Consider the following 12,530-nt stretch of genomic DNA (forward strand, 5'->3'; position numbering starts at 1 on the left):
TGTCTGTGCCCGTGTGGAACTGTTGTGCCGCAGACCTTAGTTCAGCGCCATGCTCAGCTTGCGCCGATAACTAGCCACCAACTGAGCCTGCGGGTCCAACGTCGTAACCGCTTTGCCGGCAATCTCAATACCACCCGCCGTTTTGCCGCTGGCCAGTGGGTCAATCTTGGGCTTGGGCGGTGTCAGCAGCTCCAGAATCGCCACAAACGTCTTGCGGGGCAGCGCGTCGTTCCAGGCCTTGTCGCGTATGATGATTTCCAGCAGCTCGTCCATGGACTCGGTCCAGTTGCCGCCCACCATGAGCACGCGGGCTTTGGCAAAGCGGGTGTCGAAGTCGCGTTTGTTGGCGGCGATCAGCGTGTCGAACTGCTCCATGGTCCAGGTGCCACGCTCGTCTTGCATCACAAACTGGATGGAGGTCAGGAACTGGTGCAGGGCTTCAAAGCGCAGTTGGCGCGGGATCTCGGCCAGGGCCGGGGCCAACGCGGCTTCGGCGTCGTCCAGCATGTCGTTCTCGATCAGCAGTTTCACATAGTCATACCGGGCGTCGTCGTTGCCGGGGTTGACGGTCAGCGCTGAATGCAGCTTGTGCAGCGCGGCCTGGGGGTCGCCGGCGTCGATGAGCGCCTGCGCGTCATCCACCTCGGATTCGGCTTCCAGCGCCTCGGCCGAGGGTACGTGTTTGTCCAGAAAGGCTTTGATTTCACTCTCGGGCTTGGCGCCCATGAAGCCGTCCACCGGCTTGCCGCCCACCATCAGCACACAGGTAGGGATGCTGCGGATGCCAAAGGCCTGGGCCAGTTCCTGCTGCTCGTCAGAATCGATCTTGACCAGCTTGAAGCGGCCTTCGTAGGCCAGCTCGACCTTTTCCAGAATGGGCCCTATGACCTTGCAGGGGCCGCACCAGGGCGCCCAAAAGTCGACGAGGACGGGGACTTGGGCCGAGGCGGCTACCACTTCAGTTTCGAAGTTTTCGATGGTGACGTTGATCATTTAAAGCCGCTTAAAGCGAAAAAGTAAAATCGGGGGAGTAACACAACAGGTCGGGGCCGGTATGCAGCCCTTGTCCGTCGCATTTTAAAGATTTATGAACATCCAAATCGGCGTCGTCATGGGTTCCAGTTCCGACTGGGACACCATGCAGCATGCAGTGCAGATTCTCCAGCAGTTCGGCATCACCCATGAAGCCAAGGTGGTGTCGGCCCACCGCATGCCGGACGACATGTTTGCCTACGCCGAGGCCGCCGCGGGGCGCGGCATGCGCGCCATCATTGCCGGGGCGGGCGGGGCAGCGCACCTGCCGGGCATGCTGGCGGCCAAGACCACGGTGCCGGTTCTGGGCGTGCCAGTGGCCAGCAAACACCTGTCGGGCGTGGATTCGCTGCACAGCATTGTGCAAATGCCCAAGGGCATACCGGTGGCCACCTTCGCCATTGGCGCGGCGGGCGCTGCCAATGCGGCACTGTTTGCCGTGGCCATGCTGGCGGGTGACCACCCCTCGCTGCGCAAACAGTTGGAAGCCTTCCGCGCCCACCAGACCGAGGTGGCACGCGGCATGACCGTCCCCCCAGTCTTATGAGCGAAGTGACACTCGGCGGAAGCGCGGAAACGACGCTGGGCGTCATGGGCGGCGGCCAGTTGGGCCGCATGTTTGTGCAGGCGGCTCAGCAAATGGGCTTCTTCACCGCCGTGCTGGACGCAGACCCGTTGAGCCCGGCCGGCCGTGTCAGCCACCACCACATCCAGACTGCGTACACCGATGCCGATGGCCTGGCGCAACTGGCGCAGCGCTGCGTGGCGGTAACCACCGAGTTCGAAAACGTGCCGGCCCAGTCGCTGGCTGCCCTGGCGCAGACCGTAACCGTGTCGCCCGCTGCGGACTGCGTAGCCATCTCCCAGGACCGTGCGCGCGAGAAGTCGTATTTTGCAAATTGCGGTGTGCCCGTGGCACCCTATGCAGTCATTGAAACAGCGGAGCAATTGGCTGCTGTACCCGATGACTTGCTGCCCGGCATTCTGAAAACATCCCGCATGGGTTATGACGGCAAGGGCCAGGCCCGTGTGGCCGACCGCGCCGCACTGGCCGCTGCCTGGGCCGCACTCAACGGCGTGCCCTGCGTGCTGGAAAAGATGTTGCCCTTGCAGCTGGAGTGCTCGGTCATTGTGGCGCGGGGTGCCGATGGCGCGTGTGTGAACCTGCCCGTGCAGCGCAACCTGCACCGCGATGGCATCCTGGCTGTAACCGAGGTGTATGAGGGAAATCTGCCTGCAGCCCTCGTGGATCGTGCTGTTGCCGCTGCAAAATCCATAGCAAGTGGTTTGGGCTACGTCGGCGTGTTGTGTGTGGAGTTTTTTGTGTTGGACCCTGCATCACCCGCCGCACAGGCCCTGGGCGGCCTGGTCGTCAACGAGATGGCGCCGCGCCCGCACAACAGCGGCCACTACAGCATGGACGCCTGCGACGTGTCGCAGTTCGAACTGCAGGTGCGCACCCTGGCCGGCCTGCCGCTGACACAGCCGCGCCAGCACAGCCCGTCCATCATGCTGAATTTGCTGGGTGATGTTTGGCCCGACGGGGGCGTTCCCCCTTGGGCCCAAGTGCTGGCCCTGCCCGGCACACACTTGCACCTCTACGGCAAGGCCCGCGCCGCCAAAGGCCGCAAGATGGGGCACCTGACCGTCACCGGTGCAACGATTGAACAGGTGCGTGCCACGGCGCTGCAGGCCGCCGCCATTTTGGGCATAGCAGCGTTTTAATCCGTCCATGATCCTTCCCGCATCCGACCCGGCGTCCATCACCGCCTGCGCCGACGCCATCCGCGCCGGCCGCCTGGTGGGCCTGCCCACCGAGACCGTGTATGGCCTGGGTGCAGACGCCAGCAGCGATGCGGCGGTGGCGCAGATATTTGCCGCCAAGGGCCGCCCGGCGGACCACCCGCTGATCGTGCACGTGTCGGCACAGGGCGGTGGTTTGCCAGCGGTGAAGCATTTCGCGGCCCAGGTGCCACCGTTTGCGCAGCAGCTGATGTCGGCCTTCTGGCCCGGTGCGCTGACGCTGATACTGCCGCGCCGCCCGGGCATGGGCACGGCCGCAGCGGGCGGGCAAAACTCCATTGGCCTGCGCTGCCCGGCCCACCCCGCGGCCCAGGCCGTGCTGCGCGCGCTGCACGATGCGCCGGATGGCCAGGAACCCGTGTGGGGTATTGCCGCACCCAGCGCCAACCGCTTTGGACGCGTCAGCCCCACCACGGCTGCCCATGTGGACAGTGAGTTGGGACCAGACCTGCTGATTCTGGACGGCGGCCCCTGCAACCTGGGCATAGAGTCCACCATCATTGACTGCACCCGCGGCGCCCCCGTGCTGCTGCGCCCCGGCTCCATCAGCCGCCTGCAGGTGGAGCAGGCCTGCGGGCAAAAAGTGCTATCAAATGAAGAGCACTTGGCCAAGCATACTCGGGGGCTGGAGGCTGAAAACACTCCAAAGGCCTCCGGCACACTGGAATCACACTACGCACCCAATGCCAAGCTGCGCCTGATGGATGCCAAGGCCCTGCAGGCGGCGGTCAACATGCTGGGCGACGTCATGTACGCGGCGGGCTCCAACACCCAGCCCACCATCGCGGTGTATGCCCGTACGCCGTTGAAAAAGGTGCCGCTGTCCATCCTGCTGCGCCGCATGCCGGAAGACGCCGCCGCCACGGCCCACCAGCTGTTTGCCGCGCTGCGCGGTTTTGACGACCAGGGCGTCAAGCTGATCTGGGTCGAGAAGCCACCTGACACGCTGGAGTGGGAAGGTGTGCGGGACCGCCTCCAGAGAGCTAGTGCACCAACCTGAATCGGGTTCCACGGAAGCTGAATTCCGTGACGTTGGAGCGTATCTCCACCACCTTCAGGGCGGGCGCTACTTCGCCGCCCTGGTTCAGTACCTGGCCATTGACCAACAGTAGACGCTGGGCCGGGTTGTCGGAGTAGACCGCGCCGTTGATAACCAGTGCCGGTATCTCGCGGCGGGTGGCTTCCGGTAATTCGGACAACAGAGGTGCTGCGGTCGGGGCTGGTGCAGTCACTTCTGTGATCACTGGCGCACTTGCAACAACGGTCTTCGCCTTTGGCATCACCGCCACCACAGGCTCCGCAGCGGATGCGCTGTTTGCAGGTTTGGTGGTGGCGGTGGGGGGTGTCGCAGCCGTTACCGGCGCCACCGTACGGGGTTCAATGGTGACCGGGCTCGGCAGCGGCACCAGTACTGCGGTGGCGGCAGCTGCAGGGGGCGGCGCAGCCGCAGGAAGCTGCGCAACAGGCCGCCACAACCACCCGGCAAGCCCTGCGGCGGCTAGGCTCAAGGCCACTGCGATGACGAGGCCTGCGCGTTGCCGGATAGCAGGCCCGTTGTTTGTCAGCGGGGCCGTGACAGGCCGTGCGTTCAGCGTGGGCACGTTGCCGCGCGCGCGTTCGGCGTCGGCCCTTTGCAGTGCGTCGAGTATGTAGGACATGTTTTTGTCGTCTTCTTGGGGTTACTGCGCAGCGCCAGGCAGCCGGGGCGTGTTGCTGCCCAGCGCACTTTCCAGCTGCATATATGTCATGGGGCCGGGCTGGCCGTCGGTCTGCAGGCCGCGGCTGCGCTGGAAGTCACGCAGGCGGTCTTTCAGCGCAGCATCCAGTTGCTGGGGTGCCGCGGTGGGGCCGGGCGACGGTTGGCCGTCCAGCCGGTCCAGCAGCTGCGCCAGGTGGGTGATGGCGGGGCCGGTAGCGCCGCCACGGGCTGCGGGGCTGTAGCCTGGCGGGGGTTGCCATAGGGTTGCAAACCCACCGCGCCAGCGCAGCGCCAGGCCGCTGAGGGACACCGTGTGCTGCTGGTCGCCCACACGCAAGGTGGCGGTCTGGTCGGTCAGGCCCACCAGCACCGCGTAGCGCGCGCTACCGTCCTGCGCCTGCAGCGTCAGAATGCCGGGGCGCGCCAGTTGGCGCAGCAGGGGAAGGTTCAGTTGGGTGGTGCGGTAACACTGCAGGGGGCTGTCGGTGCCTGCAGCGCAGGGGTCCGCGCTGTTGGCGGGCAAGGGCCAGGCCTGCGCCAGGGTGTTCCACGCCAGGGCGATATCGCTTGGCAACTGGGGCATCAGCGCTTCCAGCGAGACGAGGGCCGCGTTGGCCGCACTAGCGCTGGCGGGAGGTGCTGATGTTGGCGTGGAGCCGGCCGCGCTGCTGGTGATGACTGCAGCAGAGGCCGTGCCCAGAGGGGCTACGGCTGCCCGTGGGGTGGGAGCGGAGCGCTGCACCACAGGGTCGCCCTTGGACAGTGTGAATGCCGCGGTGGCGGCCACGCCCAGCAGTACGCCCGCACCTGCCAGCAACCAGGTGTTGGTGCCAATGCCCAGGAGGGTGTGGGGTGGTGCAGCAGCTTCGGCACCAAACACTTCACCTGCCGCCTTGTGCACCACGCTGCGGTCCACGCTGTGCAGACCCGTGGCCCAGGCGCCCAACAGTGCGCGCCCACACAGCAGGTTGATACGCCGCGGCACCCCCCGCGCCAGACGGTGGATGGACTGCAGCGCCTTGCGGTCAAACGGCAGCGCGCCGGTGTGGCCGGCCACGGCCAGGCGGTGTTGGATGTACTGCGTGCTTTCGGCTTCGGTCAGCGCGTCCAGGTGGAAGCGGGCGATGACACGCTGCGCCAGCTGCTCCAGCTCGGGCCGGGCCAGCATGGTGCGCAGCTCCGGCTGGCCGATCAGCACGATCTGCAGCAACTTGCGTGCGTTGGTCTCCAGGTTGGTCAGCAGGCGCAATTGCTCCAGCACATCGGCCTGCAGGTTTTGCGCCTCGTCGATGATGAGCACACTGCTCTGGCCGGCGGCGTGGCTCTGCAGCAGAAAGCTATTCAGCGCGTCAATGTAGTCCTTGAGTGTGGCGGGTGAGGATGCGGTGGGGGCCAGCGTGATGTGGAACTCTTCACAAATGGACTGCAGCAGCTCCACCACCGTGAGCTTGGGGTTGAAGATATAGGCCACATGGCAGCCGGCGGGAATCTGTTCCAGAAAGCAGCGGCAGATGGTGGTTTTGCCGGTGCCAATGTCGCCGGTCAGCAGCACAAAACCACCGCCCGAGCCACCGGCCGTGCTGTGCGGGCCGGACACACCAAACAACAAATGCGCCAGCGCCTCGCGGTGGCGCTCGCTCATGAAGAGGTAACGCGGGTCCGGGGCGATGGAAAACGGGTCCTGCGTCAGGCCGAAGTGTTGCGAGTACATAGGTCCCAAGCATCCCACAAAAAGAAAAGCAGCCCGAAGGCTGCTTTTTGGTGGTGTGCGCAATTGCAATAAGGTTTTGCCGCCGGGCCGCCCCAAGGCAAAATGCGGCCCCCTCGGGGGGCAGCGACCCGCGCAGCGGCGGAGCGTGGGGGCAACAGCCCTTTAGAACTTGTAGCCGACCGCCAAGCTGAACGAGCTGGGGTCCAGCTTGATGTCCAGCGTCTGGCCAGTAGACAGCGTGTTGCGGGTGCTCAGCGGGGTGTAGGTGTAGCTGGCGTCCACAAACCAGTTCTTGTCGATGGAAAACGCAGCGCCAAGCTGTGCCGTGGCGGCCCACTTGGAGTCAATCGACAGCGTGGTCGGGTTGGACGGTGTGCCACCCGAGATGGCGGTCAGCGTGGACGTGGAACGTGCGCCAAAGAAGGCCGCATAGGTGATACCGACACCCACGTAGGGCCGGAAGCCCGATGTGGGTTCCATGAAGCGCCACTGGGCCAACACGGTGGCCGGCAAGGCCTTCACATGGGCGATCTTGCCTGCACCGGCGATGGCGCCATCACCATAAATGTCGTGCTGGAAAGGAACAGCAACGGGCACATCGATGGAGATGTTGTTGTCCAGCATGTAGGTGATACCACCCGACACCCGCGTGGAGTTGCCCACGCTCGACTTGGTGCCGACCAGGCTGGGCGCGGTCAGGTCGCCGCTGGAGACATTGGGCGTGATGGTGGTGGCACCGCCACGCACCATCCAGGTACCCGCGGTTTGTGCCTGGGCAGCCGCTGCACACGCCAGCACGGCGGGGATCAACAGGAATTTCGCAGTATTTTTCATGGTGTTTTGCTCCGTCGTGGATTACAGCCAGCCCGCTCTTGCGAGTTGCAGGTTGATGGACTGGCCGATCAACTGGTGCAGGGCGGGGGTGGGGTGGAAGTTGTCAGAGTAGGCATAACTCTTCCACCAGTTGGCCGAGGTTTCACCCACGGGAATGGCGGCCGACATGCTGGCTGAATTGCAGGCCGCAACGGTTGCAGGCAGCGACAGGCTGGCTTGGCCGGTTGTGCTGTCCAGTCCGCCAGCAACCTTGGGGCAGGCCGGTGTGGTGACATTGGTCAGTGCAAACTGTGCTGGTGTCGCGGCGATTTTTGCGCCTTCGGTGTTCAGGTCGTAAAGCTGCACGTTGGTGCCCGCCAGACCCTGTGCCAACGCGGTGTTGAAGGCGCCGGTCCAGGCACGTGCAGCGGCTTGCACGGCATCACGCTGAGCAGTACCGCCCGCAGCGGCCACAGCCGACAGCACGGCCAGGAAGCGTGGGGTCACGGTGATGTCAGGCGCGTTCACCACAACGACCTTGCCAACACCCTTGGCCACCACATTGGCCTTGATGGAGGCGGCCAATGTCTGGCCAACGGCTTGGGCGTAGGCGCCTGCAGCGGTGCCCAGACTGGTGGGCGTGGGGGATGCGCCGATGATGGCCGACACCGTTGCAGGTGGCAACAACGTGCCCAATAGGCTCATATAGGTGGCGATGCCCGCGGGGGTGGTCGCACCCAGGTAGGCGCCGGTCAGGTCGGCCAGGTCGTTGCCGCCGCCGTCAATGATGACGACGTCCGTGGAGGCCAAAGAAGCGGAGCCCACAGCCATCTGGTAGGTGATGGAGAAGGGGTTGTTGTTGCCGGGAGCGGACGCATTGGTCAGGTTGTTCACGCGGCCACCACCCACGGCGTAGCTGGTGCAGGCCGTATTGGGTACGAAGGTCGTGCCGTTGAAGTTGAAAAACGCACACAGTTTGGAGACGCCAAAATTGGCAGCCACCACTTCCGGGAAGATCAGGAATGGATTGGCCTTGTCAGCGCTCTGGATCGTGAACTTGTAGCCAAACGTGCCACTGTCCATGATGCTGTCACCGAAGACTTTGACTGAGGGCGCGACGGTTTTGGGTGTGGTGTCGGAGCCATCACTGGCGCCACCACATCCTGCCAATACCACCGCGCAGCTTGCTGCGACCGCTGCCCATTTCCATTGCTTCATTGTGCTCTCCATAAAATAGAACGACCGTTCGTTTTGAACAGCAAATTATGGAATGCTTAGACCCCGCAGACTATGGGGTAAACACCGACTTTTTCTGGGTGCTCTGACTTAATTCCGCCAAACGAACCTCAGCGGTACTTCAGCTTCATGGCCAAAATGGCCACTGCCAAAGTCAATGTCACCGCATTGGCTATCACGATAGGCCAGGCGTTCAGCAGCAGGCCATAAACCAGCCACAGGCTGATGCCCACCACAAAGAAGCTGTACATGGTCAGCGAGATGCCACGCACGTCCTTGGTCTTGAAGGTGTGCACGGCCTGGGGCACAAAGCTGGAGGTGGTGAGGAAGGCGGCTGCGTAGCCAATCAGTTCAGAGAGTTGCATTTCTATTGTCTGGAAGCCCAGTCCACCATCGCGTCGATGGCGAGCCTGGCGGCGCGGGCGTTGGGGTGGTTGACGATGGCGACCAGCACAAAACGTTTGCCACCGGCCGCATGTACATAACCGGCCACCGCCACCACTTCGTTCAGGCTGCCGGTCTTCAGGTGGGCGTAGCCGTTGCTGCGGGTCTTGGCGCGGCGCAGTGTGCCGTCCACACCGTTGATGGGTAGTGAGGCCATCAGGTCCGGCATCAGCGGCGAAACAAATGCGGCCTGCAGCAGCCGGCCCAGGCCGTTGGCGCTGATGCGTTCGTTGCGCGACAGGCCCGAGCCGTTCTCCAGAACCGGCAGGTCGTCGGCGCCCAGGCGTTCGGTCCACCAGCGCTGCACCACCTTGTGGGATGCCTCAAAGCTGCCGGGCGCGGTGACCGCGTCCGCAATGCCCGCAATGGGCGCCGGTGGTGTCAGCACCCGTCCCAGCGTCAGGTAGACCTGCTGGGCCATCACATTGTTGCTGTATTTGTTGATGTCGCGCACGATCTCGGCCAGTGGTGCCGAGCGCATCTCAAAGACCGGTTTGTAGGCCGCCGCCGTGGTGCCCGGCAAGCTACCCATGCGCACCGTGCCGTTCAGTTTGCCGCCCATGTCCTGCCACAGGCCTTGCACGGCGCGTGTGGCATAGGTCTTGGGGTCGGCGTAGGCCACGGGCCACACCCTTTCACCGCAGCTCTGGGCGTAGCCGCCGGCAAACCGTATCACTTTGGGATCGCTGAAGTCGGCGCGCAGGGCGCTGCGGTAGTCCGGGCACTCGCCGGCCAGCAGCGGCACCGTGGTCTGCAGCTGCACACCGGCCAGGGGCGGGTCAAACTGCACGCGGGCCACTGTGCCGCCGGGCTCGGGCACAAAAGTCATGACCACGGATTTGAAGTTGAGCAACAAGGCGTCGGGGGCAGCGTTGTAGGGCCGCAGCGGTTCACCGTCAAAGGCGGAAGGGTCTATGGCCGGCACGGCAAAGGCCGTGTTGTCCAGGATGATGTCACCCGCAATGGTGTGGATGCCCAGGCCCTGCACACGGCGCAGCAGCAGCCACAGGCGCTCCAGCACCAGCCGGGGGTCGCCCTGGCCCTGGATGGTCAGGTTGCCGTACAGCGTGCCGTCGCGCACCGCGCCGTCGATAAAAACCGGGGTGGACCAGGTGTAGCCGGGTCCCAGCAACTCCAGCGCGGCAAAGGTGGTGACCAGTTTGATGGTGGAGGCAGGGTTCATGGCCACACTGGCGCGGTGGCTGACGCGCGGCGTGGCCTGGCCCTGCGCATCCACCAGCAGCACGGCCATGGCCTCCCGCGGAATTTTGGCCCGCGCCAACGCAGCATCCACCTCGGGGGGCAGACCTTGTGCTTGCGCAGGGCTGCACAGCGTGAACCACAGGGCACAGGCGGCGACTTGGAGTGTGGGCAGCAGGGGTGGAAAGGGTCGGCAAAGGCGCATGTGCCGGATTATCCCGTGCGGGGCATAGCCTCAGGGCATCCCCGATAATCCAAGCGATGTCTCTCCCGTCCAAGAACCCCCTGCACGCCCTCACCCCTCGGACCGTGGGTGTGGTGGCAGCGGTGGTCACGGTGCTGATCTGGACCTCGTTCATCGTCATTGCCCGCGCCTCGGCCGATCCGGCCCGTGGTGGCCTGCTCAACCCTTTTGACATTGCCTACGCCCGCCTGTGGGGCGCAGGGCTGATTCTGTTGCCCTGGGGCTGGTGGCTGGTGCGCCGCGACCGGCGCAGCCAGCCCGACGCGGGTTCGCTTTTTGGCCTGTCCCCCTTGCCGCTGCGGCAGACTATGTTGGTGGGCTTTTTTGGTGGCCTGCTGTACGCCATGCTGGCATACAGCGGTTTTGTGTTTGCGCCCGCGGCCCATGCCTCGGTGCTGATGCCGGGCAGCCTTCCGCTGTGGACCGCGCTGCTGGCGCTGCTGATGCTGGGTGACCGCATCACCCCGACCAGGGCCCTGGGTTTGGGTCTGATTGTGGGCGGTGGATTGCTGGTGGGCGGCAGCAGCCTGCTGCATGCGCTGGATGGCAGCGGTGTCTGGCGTGGCGACGTGTTGTTCATGCTGGCGTCCTTTGTGTGGTCGGTCTACAGCGTGCTGGTGCGCCGTTATGCGCTGGACGCGGTGCGTGCCACCATCGCCATCACCGCGCTGGCTTTTGTGGTGTATGTGCCGGTCTACACCGCGCTGCTGTTGCTGCACTGGGTGCCAGGGCGGGTGTTCACGGCGCCCTGGACCGATGTGGCCTTCCAGATGTTTTTCCAGGGTGTGGGCTCGGTGGTCATCTCCGGTATCACCTTCACCAAGATGATCCAAACCTTCGGGCCGGTGCGCTCCACCATGATCACAGCGCTGGTGCCAGGCCTGTCGGCCCTCGCTGCGGCGTTGTTCCTGGGTGAACCTCTGGGCTGGAACGTGCTGCTGGGGCTGGCGCTGGTGACATCGGGCATTGTTTTTGGGGTGCGCAAGGCAGCGACAATTGCTATCAAATCAGAAGCAATAGAGGCAGCATCTTCGGGGGCTAGAGGCTGATTTGGCTATGAACGACTTGGTGGAACCATGAATTTGCTGGCATTCGATACCGGGACCGAGTTCACGTCCATCGCCATCTGCTGCACCCGCAACGGCCAGGTGCAGCAGTGGCAACATGCGGCTGGCGGCGGAGCCAAGGCGTCTACCGACTTGATTCCCGCCATCCTCGATCTGGTGCAACAGGCCGGCCTGACGCTGCAGGCGCTGGACGCCATTTGTTTTGGCAGCGGTCCTGGCTCGTTTACCGGGCTGCGCACAGCCTGCTCGGTGGCACAAGGCCTGGCCTTTGGAGCGGGTGTGCCGGTGTTGCCTGTGGATTCCCTGTTGGCCGTGGCCGAAGAGGCGCGGTACACGGCGCTGGCCGCACACAGCGCTGGTGTGGTGACGGCATTGCTGGATGCCCGCATGGAAGAGATGTACTGCGCCACCTACGCCTTTGCCGGCAGCCAGTGGACGACTCTGCAGGGTAGCGCCCTGGTGCAACCCGAAAAGCTGCAGCGCCTACCAACCGGTAACACTGCGCCGACGGCCCCCTGGCTGCTGGCCGGTAATGTGTTTGCGGTCTATGGCGAACGGGTGGCCGCGGAGGACCCCAGTGGCGCAACGTCCCTGCGCATCGGGGCCCTGCCCACCGCGTCAGCCATGTTGCGCCTGGCACCGGCCCTGTTGGCAGCGGGCCAGGCCGTACCGGCCGAACAGGCCCTGCCCAGCTACATCCGCGACAAGGTCGCCAAAACCACGGCCGAACGTATGGCGGAAAAGGCGGCGGCCACGTTGGCCAGTGCAGCCGGCGCCGTTGCTGCTGGCCAATAGCCATGCGCAGCAGTAGCCCCGCCGCCGTCGAGGTCCAGTTCGCACCGCTGCTGGCCGAGCACATCGACGCCGTGGTGCAGATCGAGCAACGTGCCTACGCACACCCGTGGAATCGCACTAATTTTGCGGATGCGCTGCAATCGGGCTACCAGGCCCAGATGTTGCTGGCTGAAGAAACGGTATTGGGCTACTTTGTCGCCATGGAGGGGGTCGAAGAAGTGCATTTGCTCAACATCACCGTGGCGCCAGAGTTTCAGCGCCAGGGCTGGTCCCGCATCATGCTGGATGCGCTGACGCTGTGGGCACGCGGCCGCCAAGCCCAGTGGCTGTGGCTGGAGGTGCGTGTGGGCAATACCCGCGCCATGCACGTCTACGAGGCCCAGGGTTATGCCCGTGTGGGCGTGCGCAAAGACTACTACCCGGCTGGCCACGGCAAACGCGAAGACGCGGTGGTCATGGGCCTGAAGCTGGTCTGAACCCACTAAA

At 64.5% G+C, this 12,530-nt stretch carries 13 protein-coding genes; 6 read left to right on the forward strand and 7 right to left on the reverse strand.

The genetic code is table 11. From position 1 onward, the window contains the following. Positions 1–36: 36 nt before the first annotated feature. Positions 37–993, reverse strand: coding sequence for a thioredoxin (trxA, locus tag HZ993_RS16060; protein ID WP_209393752.1), 957 nt, complete (start codon positions 991–993; stop codon positions 37–39). Between the two features lie 94 nt (positions 994–1,087). On the opposite strand from trxA, the gene purE reads away from it, so the two are divergent. The 3 genes from purE to HZ993_RS16075 are packed head-to-tail and all read left to right on the forward strand — an operon-like array spanning position 1,088 to position 3,835. After that, positions 1,088–1,579 (forward strand): 5-(carboxyamino)imidazole ribonucleotide mutase, encoded by a 492-nt coding sequence (purE, locus tag HZ993_RS16065; protein WP_209393753.1) that lies wholly within the window; start codon positions 1,088–1,090, stop codon positions 1,577–1,579. Continuing rightward, entirely contained in the window at positions 1,576–2,757 is a 1,182-nt protein-coding gene (locus HZ993_RS16070; RefSeq protein WP_209393754.1) for a 5-(carboxyamino)imidazole ribonucleotide synthase, read from the forward strand. The genes purE and HZ993_RS16070 overlap by 4 nt, the downstream gene beginning before the upstream one ends. 7 nt (positions 2,758–2,764) lie before the next feature. After that, positions 2,765–3,835 (forward strand): L-threonylcarbamoyladenylate synthase, encoded by a 1,071-nt coding sequence (locus HZ993_RS16075; RefSeq protein ID WP_209393755.1) that lies wholly within the window; start codon positions 2,765–2,767, stop codon positions 3,833–3,835. On the opposite strand, the gene HZ993_RS16080 is transcribed toward HZ993_RS16075, so the two are convergent. The 6 genes from HZ993_RS16080 to dacB form a co-directional block, all read right to left on the reverse strand. Next, the gene (locus HZ993_RS16080; RefSeq protein ID WP_209393756.1) at positions 3,819–4,493 is read right to left on the reverse strand and encodes a general secretion pathway protein GspB; all 675 of its coding nucleotides are present in this window, start codon (positions 4,491–4,493) and stop codon (positions 3,819–3,821) included. The two genes, HZ993_RS16075 and HZ993_RS16080, sit on opposite strands and share 17 nt — an antisense overlap. Positions 4,494–4,514: 21 nt before the next feature. Further along, positions 4,515–6,245, reverse strand: a complete 1,731-nt coding sequence (locus tag HZ993_RS16085; RefSeq protein ID WP_209393757.1) for an ExeA family protein — start codon at positions 6,243–6,245, stop codon at positions 4,515–4,517. A 162-nt stretch (positions 6,246–6,407) separates the two neighbouring features. Continuing rightward, positions 6,408–7,079, reverse strand: coding sequence for an OmpW family protein (locus HZ993_RS16090; protein ID WP_209393758.1), 672 nt, complete (start codon positions 7,077–7,079; stop codon positions 6,408–6,410). A 21-nt stretch (positions 7,080–7,100) separates the two neighbouring features. Further along, on the reverse strand, positions 7,101–8,276 hold the full coding sequence (locus HZ993_RS16095; protein WP_245213656.1) for an SGNH/GDSL hydrolase family protein: 1,176 nt from the start codon (positions 8,274–8,276) through the stop codon (positions 7,101–7,103). 128 nt (positions 8,277–8,404) lie between these two features. After that, positions 8,405–8,659, reverse strand: a complete 255-nt coding sequence (locus HZ993_RS16100) for a SemiSWEET transporter (RefSeq protein ID WP_209393760.1) — start codon at positions 8,657–8,659, stop codon at positions 8,405–8,407. 2 nt (positions 8,660–8,661) lie between these two features. Then, positions 8,662–10,143, reverse strand: coding sequence for a D-alanyl-D-alanine carboxypeptidase/D-alanyl-D-alanine-endopeptidase (gene dacB, locus HZ993_RS16105; protein ID WP_209393761.1), 1,482 nt, complete (start codon positions 10,141–10,143; stop codon positions 8,662–8,664). A gap of 56 nt (positions 10,144–10,199) precedes the next feature. Between dacB and HZ993_RS16110 the strand changes: the two genes are divergently transcribed. The 3 genes from HZ993_RS16110 to rimI are packed head-to-tail and all read left to right on the forward strand — an operon-like array spanning position 10,200 to position 12,520. Beyond that, positions 10,200–11,231: a DMT family transporter gene (locus HZ993_RS16110; RefSeq protein WP_209393762.1), complete on the forward strand. Its 1,032-nt coding sequence runs from the start codon at positions 10,200–10,202 to the stop codon at positions 11,229–11,231. A 27-nt stretch (positions 11,232–11,258) separates the two neighbouring features. Next, the gene (gene tsaB, locus HZ993_RS16115) at positions 11,259–12,044 is read left to right on the forward strand and encodes a tRNA (adenosine(37)-N6)-threonylcarbamoyltransferase complex dimerization subunit type 1 TsaB (protein WP_209393763.1); all 786 of its coding nucleotides are present in this window, start codon (positions 11,259–11,261) and stop codon (positions 12,042–12,044) included. A gap of 2 nt (positions 12,045–12,046) precedes the next feature. After that, on the forward strand, positions 12,047–12,520 hold the full coding sequence (rimI, locus tag HZ993_RS16120) for a ribosomal protein S18-alanine N-acetyltransferase (protein WP_209393764.1): 474 nt from the start codon (positions 12,047–12,049) through the stop codon (positions 12,518–12,520). Positions 12,521–12,530: the final 10 nt, after the last annotated feature.

Origin of the sequence: Rhodoferax sp. AJA081-3, assembly GCF_017798165.1 — a bacterium.
Classification (GTDB): Bacteria; Pseudomonadota; Gammaproteobacteria; order Burkholderiales; family Burkholderiaceae_C; genus Allorhodoferax.